This is a genomic window from Corynebacterium pollutisoli (assembly GCF_900177745.1).
In the GTDB taxonomy this organism is placed as follows: Bacteria; Actinomycetota; Actinomycetes; order Mycobacteriales; family Mycobacteriaceae; genus Corynebacterium; species Corynebacterium pollutisoli.
Map to the genome: position 1 here is coordinate 48,300 of NZ_FXAR01000006.1, position 15,410 is coordinate 63,709.

The 15,410-nt window shown below is 68.9% G+C and carries 12 protein-coding genes, 3 pseudogenes and 1 riboswitch; of the genes and pseudogenes, 5 read left to right on the forward strand and 10 right to left on the reverse strand.

What is annotated here, in order from left to right; all coding sequences use genetic code 11:
• Window positions 1-23 precede the first annotated feature (23 nt).
• Window positions 24-473: a PaaI family thioesterase gene (locus B9Y70_RS08880; protein ID WP_338025220.1), complete on the forward strand. Its 450-nt coding sequence runs from the start codon at window positions 24-26 to the stop codon at window positions 471-473.
• Here B9Y70_RS08880 and B9Y70_RS08885 read toward each other — a convergent pair.
• From B9Y70_RS08885 to B9Y70_RS08895, 3 genes are all read right to left on the reverse strand, one after another.
• The gene (locus B9Y70_RS08885; protein WP_085549915.1) at window positions 460-1,545 is read right to left on the reverse strand and encodes a saccharopine dehydrogenase family protein; all 1,086 of its coding nucleotides are present in this window, start codon (window positions 1,543-1,545) and stop codon (window positions 460-462) included. The genes B9Y70_RS08880 and B9Y70_RS08885 overlap by 14 nt on opposite strands.
• A complete protein-coding gene (locus tag B9Y70_RS08890; RefSeq protein WP_085549916.1) occupies window positions 1,538-1,897 on the reverse strand; it encodes a hypothetical protein in 360 nt (119 codons plus the stop codon). The genes B9Y70_RS08885 and B9Y70_RS08890 overlap by 8 nt, the downstream gene beginning before the upstream one ends.
• 127 nt (window positions 1,898-2,024) lie before the next feature.
• Window positions 2,025-3,083, reverse strand: a complete 1,059-nt coding sequence (locus tag B9Y70_RS08895; RefSeq protein WP_085549917.1) for a magnesium and cobalt transport protein CorA — start codon at window positions 3,081-3,083, stop codon at window positions 2,025-2,027.
• 14 nt (window positions 3,084-3,097) lie between these two features.
• Here B9Y70_RS08895 and B9Y70_RS08900 point away from each other — a divergent pair, with 14 nt between their 5' ends.
• Window positions 3,098-3,688, forward strand: coding sequence for a class I SAM-dependent methyltransferase (locus B9Y70_RS08900; RefSeq protein WP_085549918.1), 591 nt, complete (start codon window positions 3,098-3,100; stop codon window positions 3,686-3,688).
• On the opposite strand, the pseudogene B9Y70_RS08905 reads toward B9Y70_RS08900, so the two are convergent.
• Both B9Y70_RS08905 and thiM read right to left on the reverse strand, forming a co-directional pair.
• Window positions 3,667-5,169 (reverse strand): annotated as a pseudogene (locus B9Y70_RS08905) (bifunctional hydroxymethylpyrimidine kinase/phosphomethylpyrimidine kinase); the annotation flags it as partial. The gene B9Y70_RS08900 and the pseudogene B9Y70_RS08905 sit on opposite strands and share 22 nt — an antisense overlap.
• A 5-nt stretch (window positions 5,170-5,174) precedes the next feature.
• Complete coding sequence (thiM, locus tag B9Y70_RS08910; RefSeq protein ID WP_420838450.1) at window positions 5,175-5,972, reverse strand: hydroxyethylthiazole kinase; 798 nt, start codon at window positions 5,970-5,972, stop codon at window positions 5,175-5,177.
• Window positions 5,954-6,049, reverse strand: a riboswitch (TPP riboswitch). Its footprint overlaps the gene before it by 19 nt.
• Window positions 6,050-6,061: 12 nt before the next feature.
• Between thiM and B9Y70_RS08915 the strand changes: the two genes are divergently transcribed.
• Complete coding sequence (locus B9Y70_RS08915) at window positions 6,062-7,285, forward strand: NAD(P)/FAD-dependent oxidoreductase (RefSeq protein WP_420838451.1); 1,224 nt, start codon at window positions 6,062-6,064, stop codon at window positions 7,283-7,285.
• 128 nt (window positions 7,286-7,413) lie between these two features.
• Here B9Y70_RS08915 and pflA read toward each other — a convergent pair whose 3' ends face one another.
• The 4 genes and pseudogenes from pflA to B9Y70_RS08935 form a co-directional block, all read right to left on the reverse strand.
• On the reverse strand, window positions 7,414-8,277 hold the full coding sequence (gene pflA, locus B9Y70_RS08920; protein ID WP_085549922.1) for a pyruvate formate-lyase-activating protein: 864 nt from the start codon (window positions 8,275-8,277) through the stop codon (window positions 7,414-7,416).
• Window positions 8,270-8,824 (reverse strand): annotated as a pseudogene (gene grcA2 / locus B9Y70_RS13235) (autonomous glycyl radical cofactor GrcA2). Before grcA2 ends, pflA begins: the two are co-directional and overlap by 8 nt.
• Window positions 8,804-10,621, reverse strand: a pseudogene (locus tag B9Y70_RS08930) (pyruvate formate lyase family protein); the annotation flags it as partial. The pseudogenes B9Y70_RS08930 and grcA2, both read right to left, overlap by 21 nt.
• A 150-nt stretch (window positions 10,622-10,771) precedes the next feature.
• Window positions 10,772-12,193, reverse strand: a complete 1,422-nt coding sequence (locus tag B9Y70_RS08935) for an NAD(P)/FAD-dependent oxidoreductase (RefSeq protein WP_085549925.1) — start codon at window positions 12,191-12,193, stop codon at window positions 10,772-10,774.
• Between the two features lie 172 nt (window positions 12,194-12,365).
• Here B9Y70_RS08935 and B9Y70_RS08940 point away from each other — a divergent pair, with 172 nt between their 5' ends.
• Window positions 12,366-13,646, forward strand: coding sequence for a class I SAM-dependent methyltransferase (locus B9Y70_RS08940; RefSeq protein ID WP_085549926.1), 1,281 nt, complete (start codon window positions 12,366-12,368; stop codon window positions 13,644-13,646).
• Window positions 13,647-13,901: 255 nt separating this feature from the next.
• Complete coding sequence (locus tag B9Y70_RS08945) at window positions 13,902-14,432, forward strand: SRPBCC domain-containing protein (protein ID WP_159449801.1); 531 nt, start codon at window positions 13,902-13,904, stop codon at window positions 14,430-14,432.
• A gap of 3 nt (window positions 14,433-14,435) precedes the next feature.
• On the opposite strand, the gene B9Y70_RS08950 is transcribed toward B9Y70_RS08945, so the two are convergent.
• Window positions 14,436-15,197: an amidohydrolase family protein gene (locus tag B9Y70_RS08950; protein ID WP_085549928.1), complete on the reverse strand. Its 762-nt coding sequence runs from the start codon at window positions 15,195-15,197 to the stop codon at window positions 14,436-14,438.
• Window positions 15,198-15,410: the final 213 nt, after the last annotated feature.

Here is a 15,410-nt window from a genome sequence, read left to right on the forward strand (position 1 = left end):
GACCGGGGGCTACGATGGCCGCCATGAGCGACCTCAAGTACACCGACCTCTACCAGCTGGCAGGCACCGGAAAAGCCCTGGATGCGGCCACCCTCGAGCAGGTCAACAACCGGGATGTCGGACTGTCCGCCCACCTGGGCGTCCACTACACGGAGATCGCCGACGGCCGGGTCCGCGCCGAGCTGCCCGTCGGGCCGCACCTGCTGCAGCCGGTCGGCCTCGTCAACGGCGGCGTGTTCTGCGCGCTCGCCGAATCCGTCGGCAGTCTGGCGGGGGTCGCCACCGCCGGCGCGCCGGTTGTCGGGGTGAACAACGACACCGACTTCATCGCCTCCGTACGCGAGGGCGTCATCGAGGCGGAGGCCACCCCGATTCAGGCGGGTGGCCGCACGCAGCTGTGGGAGATCCTCATGCACAACGAGGGCCGCCTGGTGGCGCGGACCACCCTGCGCACCATGGTCATCCGCAGGTGAAGCTCATCCCGCCCGCCCGCAGGCGCTCCAGGTAGGGGGCACCCAGGGCGGTCGACGGGGTGAGCACGCCGCCCTCGCCGGGGTTGTCCAGCAGGGTGAGGGCCGCCTCCCCGAGCATCATCGCGGTGACCACGTACCCGGGGTCACCGTCGGCGGCGACGGTGCAGGAGACCTGCCGCCCGGACTCTGTCACGCCCTCGTGAGTGAAGCGGAAGTACCCGTTGCCGGGTGTCGGCACCAGGCGTCGCAAGGCCGGCTTCTGGGAGGCGGCGAACAGTGCGGCCGTGGTGCCGGTGAGGGCCCAGGCACCGAGGCGGGTCCGCGTCGCCCAGCGCTCGTGGTAGGTGAATCGCTCGCCGCGCAGCGAGTTGGAGCGGCGTACGACGCGCGTGTTGAACATCGCCATGAAGAAGGGGCCGGCCCACCGACCGTCGGCAAGCTTCGTGACGGTGATGTCCTTCGCGTCCGCCAGTCGGGGCTCCGCGGAGGGGATGGGGGAGAGGCTGTAGGGGTGGTGCAGGTTGCGGGCCACGGCCCTGTCGGCGTGCGCCTGCGCGGACACCTCGCGCATCGACTCGAGCGTGCCGGTGGACAGCCCGCCCCTGAGCTTCTCGACGACCATCGTCACCGTGTCCAGCGGCTCACCCGCGTGCTCCCGCAGGGCGAAGGCACCCATGTCCGAGGGGACGGAGTCGAAACCGCACGAGTGGACGATGCGGGCGGACGTGGTGCCGTGGTGGGTGTCGATGACCCGCCGGATGAACGGCACCTCACCGCACAGGTCGACGTAGTCGGTGCCCGCTATGGCGCAGGCGTTGACCATCTCCCAACCCACGCGCGAGTAGGGGCCGACGCAGCTGATGACCACCGCCGCGCGGGCGGCGAGGGCGGCCATGTCGTCCGCGGAGTGTGCGTCGCCCGTGGCGATCTCCCAGGCCGGGTTGATCTCGCCGCGGAGCTCCCGGAGCTTCTCGACGTCGCGCCCCGCCAGAATGACATCGTGGCCCGCCAGGTGACGCGCGGTGAGGCGGCCGACGACACCGGTCGCCCCGAACAGCAGGATGTCAGACATGGAGGGGGCGGTCTCCCAATGGGGCGCTCAGCTGCAGGACCTGGGACTTCTCCAGGGCGATCATGGTGCACACGTCCGCCCCGCCGAGGCGCGGGCCGGTGATGACGCGGACGTGGACGGCCCACGGGGTCTCGACGAGGACGGCGTGCGCGCCGTAGCAGGCGGGATCCCCCGTCCAGTAGTGCACGCGCACCTGGTTGCCGGGCAACACCTCGTGTCGGGTGATCTCCGTGAGGCGCGGCATCCACACCGTGCCCTCCTGGCGGTGATCGACGCTCGACTGCGCCTGGGTGGCTGGGGCCAGTCCTAACGCGAGGGCGGCGGTGGCGAGAGCGATGACGGTTCTCTTCATGCCGCCAGGCTACCGAAAGGCATATCACGTAAGGCATAGCTTCCCATGAGTAGGTCGAGTGGGCGGCGGGCCAGTCGGGGTGATCACTCGAGATATGCCTGGGGTGATATACCTGCCGTGATATGCCTCAGAGCCAGTTGTTGCGGCGGAACCACCAGAACATGAGCGCCACGATGAAGGCGATGAACCCGAGGACCACGAAATAGCCGTACTCCCACTCCAACTCGGGCATGTTGACGAAGTTCATGCCGTAGATGCCGGCGATGAGCGTTGGTGCGGCCGCCATGCCGACCACCGCGGAGATGGTGCGCATGTCCGTGTTCTGCTGCATGGTGATCTTGGCGACGGAGGCGTCGATGAGCGCGGACAGCCGCTCGTCGTAGCCGCCGATCTGGTCGCGCACCTGCATCTCGTGGTCGAGGACGTCGCGGAAATAGCTGCGCAGCTGCTTGCCCAGGATGTCGCGGTTGTCGGCGATGAGGCTGCGCAGCGCCGGGGCGAGCGGATCGGTGGAGTGCCGCATCTCGAGGATCTCCCGCTTGTACATGTAGATCTGCTCGATGTTGAAGCGGGAGCCCGGGGTGAAGACCTCCTCCTCGAGGTCGTCGACCTCCTGCTCCAGCAGGGCGGCGATACGCCCGTACTCGTCGACGAGGTGGTCGGCCACCCGCCAGGCCAGGGCCGCCGGGCCCAGGGCGATGAGCTCCGGGTTCTCCTCGAAGGCTCCGGAGAGCTCGGGCAGTTCCGCCCCGTGGCGCACCGTGATGATGAAGTCCGGGCCGACGAGCATCTGCACTTCACCCGTGGAGATGATCTCGCGGGTCTCCGAGGCCTCGGCGCGGAACTTGACGGAGCGGACGACCATGAACAACTGGTCGTCGTAACGCTCGACCTTGGGGCGCTGGTGGGCGGTGACGGCATCCTCGACGATGAGCGGGTGGATGCCGAACTTCTCGGCCACGCGTTCCATCTGGTGGGCGTCGGGCTCGCGCAGTCCGAGCCACACGAAGCCGCTGCCGTGCTCCCGGACCTCGCTGAGAGCGGAGGAGGGAATGTACTCGCCCGGGAGGCGGACGCCGTCCTTGAACACGCGGCAGTGGTCGATGGCGCGTTCCACCGGCACGGTCAGCCGGGGGCGGTCCGACGTGCGGCGGGGACGTTCGAAGGGGGTCAGCACGGTCCTGATCCTATACTGGCCGCATGCCCACCTGGAAAGACGTGACCTCTCAGAATCCGCAGCACTCGGAGAACTACGCCCGCCGCTGGCAGGCGATGATCGAGCGCGGCGTCGACATCGACGGCGAGGCCCGGCTCATCGACGCCCTCGTGCCCCGCGGCGCCCGCATTCTCGACGCCGGCTGCGGGCAGGGGCGCATCGCCGGGTACCTGGCGGCCCGCGGTCACGACGTGACCGGCGTGGACATTGACCCGGTGCTCATCGCGCATGCCGCCGAGCAGTACCCGGAGGTCGGCTTCCGGGTCGGTGACCTCTGCGGGGACGACCTGCCGGGCGATTTCGACCTGGTGGTCGCCGCCGGGAACGTCATGTGCTTCCTCGACCCCTTCGGCCGGGAGGCGGCCCTGGACAACATCGCCGGGGCGCTGCAGCCCGGCGGCCGATTCGTCGCCGGGTTCGGGGCCGGCCGGGGCTGGGGCTTCGACGACTTCATGGCGATGGCCACCGACGCCGGCCTGGAACCGGAGAACGTCTTCTCCACGTGGGACCTGCGGCCCTTCGAGGAGGACTCCGACTTCCTCGTCGCGGTGTTCTACCAGGCGCGGTCGGCCTGAGCGAAGAACTCGCGCTCGTAGATGCAGGCGTGAAGGTAGGCGGTCATCGCCTGCTCCCGCTGGGCGGGTGAGGCGGCGGCCAGGGCCCGCTCGGTGTGCTCGATGGCCAGGCGCGCCCCGGCGTTGAAGTCCTCGCCGCCGTAGGTGGACAGCCAGGCGTGGTACGGGTGCCCGGGGGAGTTCGACCTGGCCAGCTCCATGCCGATCTCCGCGTAGAGCCAGAAGCACGGCAGCACGGCGGCCGCCCCGACGACGTAGGGCTCGACGGCGCAGGAGGCGACGAGGAAGTTGGTGTAGCCCAGGGTGACTGGGGAGGGGGTGGTGACGGTGATGTCGTTTCCGCCCAGCCAGTCGCGGTGCAGCTGGGCCTCGCCCTCGAGGACCTCGCGGGCGGACTCGGCCCAGAAGGTCTGGCCCTCCTGCTCCGGGGCGGTGGCGGAGAGCAGCGCCAGGGCGCGGGAGTAGCGGTTGAGGTACTGGGCGTCCTGGTCGAGGTAGAAGGCGAAGTCGGCGTGGCGCAGGGTGCCCTCCGCGAGTTCGCGGATGAAGGAGAGATCCATGATCTCGTTCCACACCTCGCCGGTGGCGTCCCACATGGCCTGCGTGTGCGGGCCGGCGGGGGCCAGATGCGGGGTGGGGGCGGGGACGTCGGTGCGCGGGGCCCACGGGGTGGTGTTCGCGGCGGCCTCCAGGCGGCGGGCGCGGTGGAAGTGGTCGACGGGGCCGTTGCCCTGGCCGACCTCCAGCTCGGCACCGTGGCGGATGGCCTCGTGCAGCCAGCGGGTGGCCCACTCGAGGGCCTGCTCGACGGTGTCGCCGCCGGCGATGCGGGTGGCCAGGGCGGCAGAGAGCGAGCAGCCGGTGCCGTGGGTGTTGGTCGTGTCGATGCGGCGGGTGGGGACGTGGTGGACGGTGCCGTCCGGGGTGACGACCGCGTTGTCGGCCTCCGGCCCGGTCAGGTGTCCACCCTTGACGATGACGGTGGTGCCCGTGTCGGAGGCGAGGCCGCGGGCCTGCTCGATGCCCTCGTCCAGGGTGGTGGCCACCGCGGCGTCGCAGAGGACGGCCAGCTCACCCAGGTTGGGGGTGATGACGTCGACGTGGCGCACCAGCTCCCGCACCGCCGCCTCGGCGTCCTCGTTGAGCAGGCGGTCCCCGGAGCTGGCCACCATGACCGGGTCGAGGGTGACGTGGGCGACCCGGTGGGACTCGAGTGCGCGGGTGACCTCGGCGACGGTCTCCACGTCACCGAGCATGCCGATCTTCACGGCGTCGACGGTGACGTCATCGAAGACGGCGTCGAGCTGCTCCCGCAGGAAGGACATCGGCGGGGTGTGCACGGAACGCACACCCTTTGTGTTCTGGGCCACGAGCGCGGTCACCACCGCCATGCCGAAGCCGCCGGCGGCCGCGATCGACTTGAGGTCCGCCTGCACACCGGCGCCGCCGGTGGGGTCGGTTCCGGCGATGGAGAGAATGCGGGAGGTCATGAATGGTCCTTCCAGGTGATCAGGTCCGCGATCTCCGCGGAGGTGATGTGGTGCAGGGCGTCGAGCCAGGCGGCGGCGAAGCCACCCGGCCCGGTGGCCGAGCGCGCCGCGATCTGGGCGGCCGCCCCGGCGTGGGCGTGCGCGGCCAGCACGGCGTCATGCTTGTCGACGCCCAGCCCCAGGTACGCCGCGCACAGCGCCCCGAGTGAGCAGCCGGAGCCGCTCACCAGGGTGAGCAGGGGATCCCCGGAGCTCAGCCATGTCTCGCGCCCGGCCGAGATGATGAGGTCCTCCGGTCCGGAGACGGCGACGACCGCGCCGGTGCGCTCGACGAGAGCGCGGGCGGCGGGCCGGGCCTGTTCGACGGTGTCGGCGGAGTCCACGCCGCGGCCGCCACTCCCGCCTCCGCCCAGCGCGGAGATCTCGGAGGCGTTGCCGCGGAGGGCGGTGGGGCGGGCGTCGAGAAGCGAGCGGACGAAGTCCGTCCGGTGGGGCAGCGCACCGGCCCCGACGGGGTCGATGACCCACGGGGTGCCGGCGGCGGTGGCGCCGCGGACGGCCTCGCGCATGGCGGCGTACCGCTCGCTCGTCGGGGTGCCCACATTTATCAGGACACCCGAGGCAGCGGCCGCGAAGTCCGCGGACTCCTCCGGGGTGTCGATCATGGCGGGGGACGCGCCGGCCGCGAGCAATGTATTCGCGCTCAGGGGCATGGCCACGGAATTCGTCAGGCACTGGACGAGGGGCGTCGATTCGCGCAGCTCATCGCGCAGATGCAGAAAAGTCATGACAATCCCTTCGCTAGTTCGAACTAGAGCAGGTTCCGTGGGTGTGATCTCAGCGCGGACTCCGCGCACCCCATGTCGTTGTGACAAAGATTACCATAGGGCGCATGAGCAGAGTCATTGTGATCGGAGCAGGCATGGTCGGCCTCGCCACAGCCTGGCACCTGCAGGAACGCGGATACGACGTCACCGTCATGGACAAGGAGGGGGTGGCCGCCGGCGCGTCCTGGGGCAACGCCGGCTGGCTGGCCCCGGCGAAGACGATCCCGCTGTCGAACCCCAGCCTGTGGCGCTACGGGCCCACCGCGCTTCTCGACGCCGACGCCGCCCTCTCCATGCCCATCCGCTTCGACCCCAGGCTGTGGGGATTCCTCGCCCGCTTCATGGGGCAGGCCACCACCCGGGCCTGGGACGCCACGATGGCCGCCCTCACCCCGATCGACCTCGAGGCCCTCGCCGCCTTCGACGAACTCGAGCTCGGCGGCGTCGACGCGTGGACCCGCAAGGGGCCCTTCGTCATCGGCTTCGAGGAGGAGTCGCAGGCCGCCGGATTCCTCCGGGAGATCGAGGGCGCCGTGCGCCACGGACAGGAGGCCCCGCTCACCCCGCTGGACGACGTCCAGTCCCTCGCCCCCATGCTCTCCGACGCCATCACCTGCGCCTACCGCCTCGACGGGCAGCGCTTCATCGAACCCGGCCCCTACGTCGAGGCCCTGGGCCGCGCCGTGGAGGAGCGTGGGGGAGTGATCCGCACCGGAGCGGAGGTGGTCAGCGTCAACGGCGACTCCGTGGTCCTGGACACCGGCGAGCGGGTGGAGACCGACACCGTCGTCATCGCCACCGGCGCCTGGCTGCCGGCGCTGGCCCGCGATCACGGCGTGCGCACCCCCGTGCAGGCCGGCCGCGGCTACTCCTTCTCCGTGGAGACCGAGCAGCCCGCCGAGCACTCCGTCTACCTGCCGCACCACCGCATGGCGTGCACCCCCTACCAGGGACGGTTCCGCATCGCCGGCACCATGGAGTTCCGCCGCCCGGACGAGCCCCTCTACCCGCGGCGCATCGAGGCGATCGTCAACCAGGCCCGCAAGGTGATGACCGGCGTCGACCTGGACAACCGCCAGGACGAATGGGTCGGCTCCCGCCCGGTCACCCCCGATGGTCGACCGCTCGTGGGCCGCACCGCCACCGAGAACGTCTACGTCGCCGGCGGTCACGGCATGTGGGGCGTCGTGCTCGGCCCGGCAACGGGCAAGTTCCTCGCGCAGCTCATCGACACCGGCGAGACCCACCCGGCGATCAGGCCCTTCGACCCGCTGCGCTGACTCGGGGCTCGGGATCGTGCCCTCGGGTTCGTGCCCTCGGGAGCGCCCGGAAAAGCGGGTCGTGGGCTCGGGATCGCGGTGATCCCGACCGGACGATACCGAGCCCCGAGCCCAGAGCCCCGAGCCCGCTAGTACGTGTCGATCCCGCGGTCGCGGAACGCCTGGCGGGTCTCCTTGAGCGAACGCGAGGTCGGCGGCTTGGTGTTCTCCAGGTTGTAGCGGATGCCGAGCTCCCGCCACTTGTCCGCACCCATGTTGTGGAAGGGGAGCACCTCCACGCGCTGCACGTTGGGCCAGCCCGCGACGATGTCCGCCACCCGGGCGACATTCTCCGGGTCATCCGTCAGCCCCGGCACGAGGACGAACCGCACCCACACCGGCTTGTCCAGGGCCGCCAGGCGCGCCCCGAAGTCGAGCGTCGGCTGCAGCTGCTGGCCGGTGACCTCCCGGTAGGTCTTCTCGTCGCCGGACTTGACGTCGAGAAGCACGAGGTCGATGTTCTCCAGGTCCTCGTCGCTCAGCCGGGCCCCGAGGAACCCGGAGGTGTCGATCGCGGTGTGGATGCCCGCCGCGTGGACCTCGGCCAGCACCCGCCGGGTGAAGGCGAGCTGGAACAGCGGCTCACCACCGGAGATCGTCAGGCCGCCGCCCGTCACCTGGAAGACACGCTTGTAGCGTGTGATGCGCTTGACCACGTCCTCGACCCGCTCGAGGGTGCCGGTGCGCATCTCCATCGTGTCGGGGTTGTGGCAGTACTGGCAACGCAGCGGGCAGCCCGTGAGGAACAGGGTCATGCGGGTACCCGGGCCGTCGACGGCGGTGACCATCTCCCACGAGTGGACGAGGGCGACGTCGCCGGTGACGCGGGCGTCGAGAAGCTCGGGACGGGTGAGATCCTCGGCGGTGCCCCCGATGCCGGCGGCGACCCCGCGGAGCCGTTCGCCCTCCTCGGGGGAGAGGTGGACGACGCCGGTGACGCCGTCCTTAGGCACCGTGATGGAAGGTACGGGAGATGACGTCGCGCTGCTGCTCCTTGGTCAGCTTGACGAAATTCACCGCGTAGCCGGATACACGCACCGTGAGGTTGGGGTAGTTCTCCGGGTTGTTCATCGCGTCCTCGAGGGTCGACTGGTCCAGGACGTTGATGTTGGCGTGGTAGAGGCCGGACTCCATGTTGTTGGCCTCGCGCGCGGCCTTCATGTCGGCCATGCGCTCGTCGAAGGTCTTGGTGGACATGTCAGGGTTCTCCTAGTTCTGGTCCATGATGAACCCGGCGTCGAGAATGCCGACGAGGTTGTTGACCTGCTCGTCCTTGGTGCGGCCGAGCCCGGAGGGGGTGATGGTGTTGGTCAGGGAGATGCCGTCGAGGGCATCGTTGTAGTCGAGCTTGCCGACGGACAGCATCGAGGCAATCATGCCGTGGTTGTCGGCGCCGTTCGTCGGGTTGGCACCCGGGGCGAAGGGCGTGCCCGCGCGGTGGCCGGACGGGAAGTTGCCCGTGGCCTTGCCGTAGACGACGTTCGAGGTGATGGTGAGCACCGACTGCGTGGGGATCGCGTCCCGGTAGAGCGGGATCTCCTTGATCTTCGCCATGACCGTGTGGACGATCGTGGCGGCGATGTCGTCGGCGCGGTCATCGTCGTTGCCGTAGAGGGGGAACTCGCCCTCGGTGCGGTAGTCGACGATGAGACCGGTCTCGTCCCGGACGGGGTAGACGTCGGCGTAGCGGATCGCGGACAGCGAGTCGGCCACGATGGACAGGCCGGCGATGCCGCAGCCCATGGTGCGGATGATGTCCGAGTCGTGCAGGGCCATCTCGATGGCCTCGTACGCGTACTTGTCGTGGGACCAGTGGATGATGTTGAGCGCCTCGACGTAGGTGCCGATCACCCAGTCGAGCATGTCCTCGTACTTGCCCCACACCTCGTCGAAGTCGAGCGGGCCGTCACCCTCGACGGGCGCGTAGCCCTCGACGATCTGCTTGCCGGTCATCTCGTCGCGGCCACCGTTGATGGCGTAGAGCAGGGACTTCGCGGCATTGACGCGGGCGCCGAAGAACTGCATCTGCTTGCCGACCTTCATGGGCGACACACAGCAGGCGATGGCGGAGTCGTCGCCCCAGCGGTCACGGATCTGCTTGTCCGACTCGTACTGCAGGGAGGACGTCTCGATGGAGATCGCGGCGCAGAATTCCTTGTAGCCCTCCGGCAGCGCATCGTCCCAGAAGATGGTGATGTTCGGCTCCGGGGCGGGGCCCAGGTTGCGCAGGGTCTGCAGCAGGCGGAAGGACGTCCTGGTCACCTGCGGACGGCCGTCATCCATGAAGCCGGCATCGGACCAGGTGGCCCAGTACGGGTCTCCGGAGAAGATCTGGTCGTAGTCGATGGTGCGCAGGAAACGCACGATGCGCAGCTTGATCACCAGGGCGTCGATGATCTCCTGGGCGTCCTCCTCGGTGATGACACCGGCGGCCAGGTCGCGCTCGAAGTAGATGTCGAAGAAGCTGGACAGGCGGCCGATGGACATGGCGGCACCATCCTGGGACTTCACCGCGCCGAGGTAGCCGAAGTAGGTCCACTGCACGGCCTCCTTCGCGGTGGTGGCCGGGCCGGAGATGTCGAAGCCGTAGGACTCGGCCATCACCTTGAGCTTCTTCAGCGCCTTGATCTGCTCGGCGTGCTCCTCGCGGTAGCGGGCCCAGTGCTCGGAGAAACCGGCGTCATGCACGGCGTGCTTGGCGGCCTCCTTGTCGGCGATGAGCCTGTCGACGCCGTACAGCGCCACACGACGGTAGTCGCCGATGATGCGGCCGCGGCCGTATGCATCGGGCAGGCCGGTGATGATGTGGGAGGACCGGGCGGCGCGGATACGCGGGGTGTAGATGTCGAACACCGCGTCGTTGTGCGTCTTGCGGTAGCGGGTGAAGATGTCCTTGACCCGCTGATCCGGCTCCTTGCCGGCCTCCCGGATCGCGGTCTCCACCATGCGCCAGCCGCCGTAGGGCATCATGGCGCGCTTGAGCGGGGTCTCGGTCTGCAGGCCCACGACGATGTCATCGTCGTCGGAGATGTAGCCGGGGCCGAAGGCGTCGATGTCGGCGGGGGTCTCGGTGTCGACGTCGTACACCCGGCGCTCACGCTCGACGGACAGGTAGTTGTCCTCCAGGTGCTGCCAGGTGCGCAGGGTCTTCTCGGTGGGGCCGGCCAGGAAGGCGGCGTCGCCGGTGTAGGGCGTGAAGTTACGCTGAATGAAATCGCGGACGTCGATGGTGTCGGTCCACGCCCCCTCAGCAAAACCTTCCCAAGCCTGGGTCACAGGCGGGGTAGCGGTGGTCACGTGTTCAACCTCTCGGGTCTTCTGGTGGTGAGTGAAGAAATAGGTGATACGTAGTGCGTCAATCGCATTCCAGTATAACCCCCGGAGGTCGGATGGTCCCAGGCGAAAAGCCCGGGCCGGGGCCCGGGCTTGACGAAGATGGGGAAGCGACTAGCGCAGCTGCTTCTTTCCGGAGAACTTCGTGGTGTCACGCAGCTCGATCGGCGTGTCACCCTCGATCTCGGAGGTGATGGCCTGCAGCTTGAGCAGCGCGGTGCGCGAGTGCAGCTGCTGGCGGGTGGTCGCCAGGTTGTAGCGGGTGCGCGACAGCGCGTTGACACCCCAGTTGATCATGGAGACGAAACGGTTGCGGAAGCCCACGAGGAACAGGACGTGGACGGCCAGCCACAGCAGCCAGCCGATGAAGCCGGTGACCTCGACCTTGCCCATCTTCACCAGCGCGTAGAAGCGGGAGACGATGGCCATGGAACCCTTGTCGAAGTACTCGAAGGCCGGGCGCTGCTCCGGGGCGGTGCGGCCGGAGATCTGGTCGGCGATCTGCTCGGCGGCGTACTGTCCACCCTGGATCGCGACCTGGGCCACGCCCGGCAGGTTCTTGTAGTTGGACATGTCGCCGACGACGAAGACGTTGCGGTGCTCGCCGACGGTGAGGTCGTCGTTGACCATGACGCGGCCGGCGCGGTCGAGCTCGACCCCGGCCTGCTCGGCGACGAGAGCACCCAGCGGGGAGGCGGAGACACCGGCGGACCAGATCTTGGTGAACGCCTCGATGGTGGTCTCGGAGCCGTCGACGGTGGACTTGTAGGTGACGGTCTTGTCGTCGACGTTGGTGACCATCGCGTTGAGCTTGACGGTGACGCCGAGCTTCTCCAGCTGGCGCTGGGCGGTGCGGCCGAGGCGCTTGCCGAAGGGCGGGAGGACCTGGGGCGCGCCGTCGAGAAGCAGGATCTTGGCGGCGGAGGTGGAGAAGTTGGAGTACTCGCCCACGAGGGTGCGGTGGGAGAGCTCGGCCAGCTGGCCGGCCAGCTCGACACCGGTGGGGCCGGCGCCGACGATGACGAAGGTGAGGAGACGCTCGCGCTGGGCCGGGTCCTTGGCCAGCTCGGCGCGCTCGAAGGCGCCGACGAGACGGGCGCGGATCTCGAGCGCGTCGTCGATGGTCTTCATACCCGGTGCGAACTCTGCGAAGTGATCGTTGCCGAAGTAGGACTGGGAGGCACCGGCGGCGACGATGAGCGAGTCGTACTCGAAGTCGCGAGTGTACGAGCCGAGGGAGGTGGTGACGATCTGCTTCTCCAGATCGATGTTGGTCACCTCGCCCTTGACCACGTTGGAGTTCTCCTGCTTCTTCAGGACCTGGCGGGTCGACGGGGCGATCTCACCGGAGGACAGGATGCCGGTAGCCACCTGGTAGAGAAGGGGCTGGAAGAGGTGGTGGTTCGTGCGGTCGATGATGGTGACATCGACGTCTGCGTTCTTCAGTTCCTGAGCCGCAAACAGGCCGCCGAAACCGGAGCCGATGATGACCACATGGTGGCGGCCGCCCTCAGGACGGAAAGGGATGTTCGTCATGAATTAAGAGTTCCTCATCTTCTTTGCGGGAATCAACGGCACCCATCGTATATCGTTCCACTGGCGAACAGTGAGCCCGAGGACAGGAGTTGCGAAGTCAACCCCGGAAACGGACATCGTGCCGGACGCGCCTTCCTGATTCACGCCCGGCAGGGGGATAGGATCAGGCGCTGTGAGGCATCCCCATCTCGTGGCGATTGACGCGACAACCTGGCCCGGTGTCGCCCGCGTCCCCGGCGGACGGCTCGTTGACCTGCGCGCCCGCCTCGCTGAGGCCACGTTCGCCCGCGCCTGCGCCAACGCCGGGCTGGATCTCGACCCGGAGGGCGACCCCGATCTGGTCGTCGAGCACGAGGAACTTTTCCCCCGAATAGCTGTATCCGGCTGGCTGGGCCTCGCGGAGAGTTTCATGGCCGGGGAGTGGCGTTCCGACCGACTCGTCGACGTTCTCGCCGCCCTTATCTCCACCGGATACCGTCCCCGCACGCGGACCCTCCCGCCGTCGGCCTACAGCGGCGGCGAGCTGCCCACCGAACTCGTGGCCCTCGGTGCCGGCGACGGCCTCAGCGCCTTCGGCGGCGTCTTCGCCTCGGGCGTGCCGACGACCGTGCGCACCGCCGTCCCCAACCACGCCCCGGGCCGCGGCCCCGATACACACTTCATCGACCTGCAGACCTTCTCCGAGCCGGTCGCCGTCGACCGGGAGGACCTCGGCGACGCGCAGACGCGCACCGTCACGATGCTTCTCGACGCCGCCCGCGTCACCGCCGGCACCCACCTCCTGGAGTACGCCACCTCCGGCGGCGCGGTGGCGATCCAGGCGGCCCACCGGCGCGCGACCGTCGACACGCTCACCGCGGATCCGGGCCAGGCGGAGGCCGTGGGGGAGCAGCTGCTGCTCGCCGGCGTGGAACCCTCCGTGCACCTGTCCGTCATCGACTCCCCGGTGCCCGGCCCGCGGGACTGGCGGGGCAGCTACGACGCCATCGTCTCCGTCGAGAAGCTCGAGGTCCTCGAACCCGCGGACCGCGTCCGTTACATCAAGGCCTTCGACCGGCTGCTCAGCATCGGCGGGTATGCGGCGATGCAGTCCGTCATCGCCACCGACGCCATGACCCCGACCGCCCGGCAGGCCCTCGACGTCCTGCGCGCCTACGTGTGGCCGGGCCTGGACCACCCCACGGCGGAGGACGTCCACAAGCTCGCCGACCGCGAGTCCGGCCTGCGGATCATCGGGCAGACCCACATCGGAAGCCACCACGAACTGTCGCTCTCCCTGCAGCGCTCCCTCTTCGAGGGGCACCTACGGGAGGCTGCGGCCGCCGGCTTCGACATCGCTTTCCGACGCCTGTGGGTCTATCAGTTCGCCCTCCGCGAGGCGCTGTTCCGCCTCGGGATGCTCGACACCGTCCAGTTCACGATGACGCACCGGAACCGACGAGGGCGTCGTTAAGCGGCGATGTTGAACATCCAGCGGGGCGGTCTCGAGCGGCATGACGATCTCCGCCCCCTCGGCCAGCCGATCCCAGTAGCCGCGGATCTCCGCGTCCCGGTCACCCGTGATCGCCAGGGGAGTGTCCCAGGCCAGGAGGAAGGGGCGGCCGTCGAGACGCAGCTCGGCGGCGTGGCCCGGCAAACGGCGGTGCGGGGAGACGTTCGCGGTGAGAGTCATGGGCACGTTCGTAGTCCCGGTGGCACCATGGGGGACATGACCACACGTGAACCCACCGGCTATCTGTCCACCGGCCCCGTCTGGCCCGAACTGATCATCACCCGACGCATCCCGCACATCATCGACGCCGTCTGGAACCACATCACCGACCCGGAACTGCTCGACACCTGGTACGGCACCTTCGAGGGGGAGCCGGCCACGGGTGCCGTGACGCTCACCGCGCAGGAGTCGCCGGACACGCCCGGGGAGGCGCGCATCCAACACTGCGAGGCACCCACGGCACTGGCGGTCACGCTGGACAGCCCCGGCGGGGTGTGGGTGCTCACCGTCACGCTCAGCGCGGACGGGGAGGAGACCGACCTCGAGTTCCGCCAGCGTCTCGACGGGATCGAGTACGACGCCGCCGACATCGGCCCCGGCTGGGAGTACTACCTCGACCGACTCGTCCTGGCGCTCGACGGGGAGGACGTCTCCGCGCTGCAGTGGGACGACTACCACCCGGCGCTGTGTGAGCATTACCGACGCGAGCGTCCCGAGGAGCCCGGCCAGATGCCCGAGGAGAACTAGGGGTCAGACGCGCACCGGGTCGAGGTAGAAGGCCTCGGCGTTGGTGCGGAACACCGCGTCGAGGTGTTCGGGGGACACCGAATCCTGGAGAAGCTGCAGGTCGCCCTCGTCAAAGGGGCGTTCCGCGCGTGTCGACGGCAGGTCAGTGCCCACCATGAGTGCTCTGGGATCGACGCTCATGACCGCCTCGATCGCATCGAGCGCGTCGAAGTCGAGGCGGCCGAAACCGCTGGCCTTGACCTTGACGCCGGCCTCGACGAGGCGCAGCAGGTGGGGCAGACCCTCCCGGCTCATCCCCAGATGATCGATGCTCACCGCCGGGAGTGCGGCGAGGGTGTCGTGGAGGTCGGGGAGATGGCGGGCGTCGACGTAGAGCTCCGTGTGCCACTCGGCGACCTCGTGGACGTGGCGGGCCAGGCTGTCGAGGACGTCGAGTCCGGCGGAGCCGCCACGGGCGATGTTGAAGCGGACGGCGCGGACGCCGCGGGCGTCGAGACGCAGGATCTCCGCGTCCGAGATGTCGCCGGGCACCTGGGCCACGCCGACGAAGCTGGGCCCGAGCTTCTTCAGGGCCGCGACGAGGAACCCGGTGTCGAAGGCCTGGAACGAACCCGCCACGACAGCGCCGCCGATGATCCGCAGGCCGGTGGTGCGGCGCCGGTAGTCGGCGACCGAGAACGGCTCCGGCACGAAACCCTGATTCGGGATGAGCGGGTGGCGCGGGTCGATGATGTGTAGGTGCGCGTCGAAGAGTGCCGGGAGCATGGTTCCATTCTGTCACTGAGGGGAGCAGCGGACAGTGAGACTGTCCGTGGGGGTGTGGAGCGGAATCCAAAATGACATAATGTACATTATCGGCGCTATAGGAATGTGGGGCGATCCCGAGTATTGGGTGTTCCGATCGCCTGGCCGCGTCCTCGGAGGCTCGTCGTGCCCTCAGCGCCTTGTACCGCATCGGCGGCGGCGCTGACTGCGAAG

Coding starts and splice junctions, on each gene's coding strand:
- B9Y70_RS08935 (WP_085549925.1), bottom strand. CDS start 12,193: ATGACGAACATCCCTTTCCGTCCTGAGGGCGGCCGCCACCATGTGGTC.
- B9Y70_RS08950 (WP_085549928.1), bottom strand. CDS start 15,197: ATGCTCCCGGCACTCTTCGACGCGCACCTACACATCATCGACCCGCGC.
- B9Y70_RS08900 (WP_085549918.1), top strand. CDS start 3,098: ATGCCCACCTGGAAAGACGTGACCTCTCAGAATCCGCAGCACTCGGAG.
- B9Y70_RS08945 (WP_159449801.1), top strand. CDS start 13,902: ATGACCACACGTGAACCCACCGGCTATCTGTCCACCGGCCCCGTCTGG.
- B9Y70_RS08890 (WP_085549916.1), bottom strand. CDS start 1,897: ATGAAGAGAACCGTCATCGCTCTCGCCACCGCCGCCCTCGCGTTAGGA.
- B9Y70_RS08880 (WP_338025220.1), top strand. CDS start 24: ATGAGCGACCTCAAGTACACCGACCTCTACCAGCTGGCAGGCACCGGA.
- B9Y70_RS08885 (WP_085549915.1), bottom strand. CDS start 1,545: ATGTCTGACATCCTGCTGTTCGGGGCGACCGGTGTCGTCGGCCGCCTC.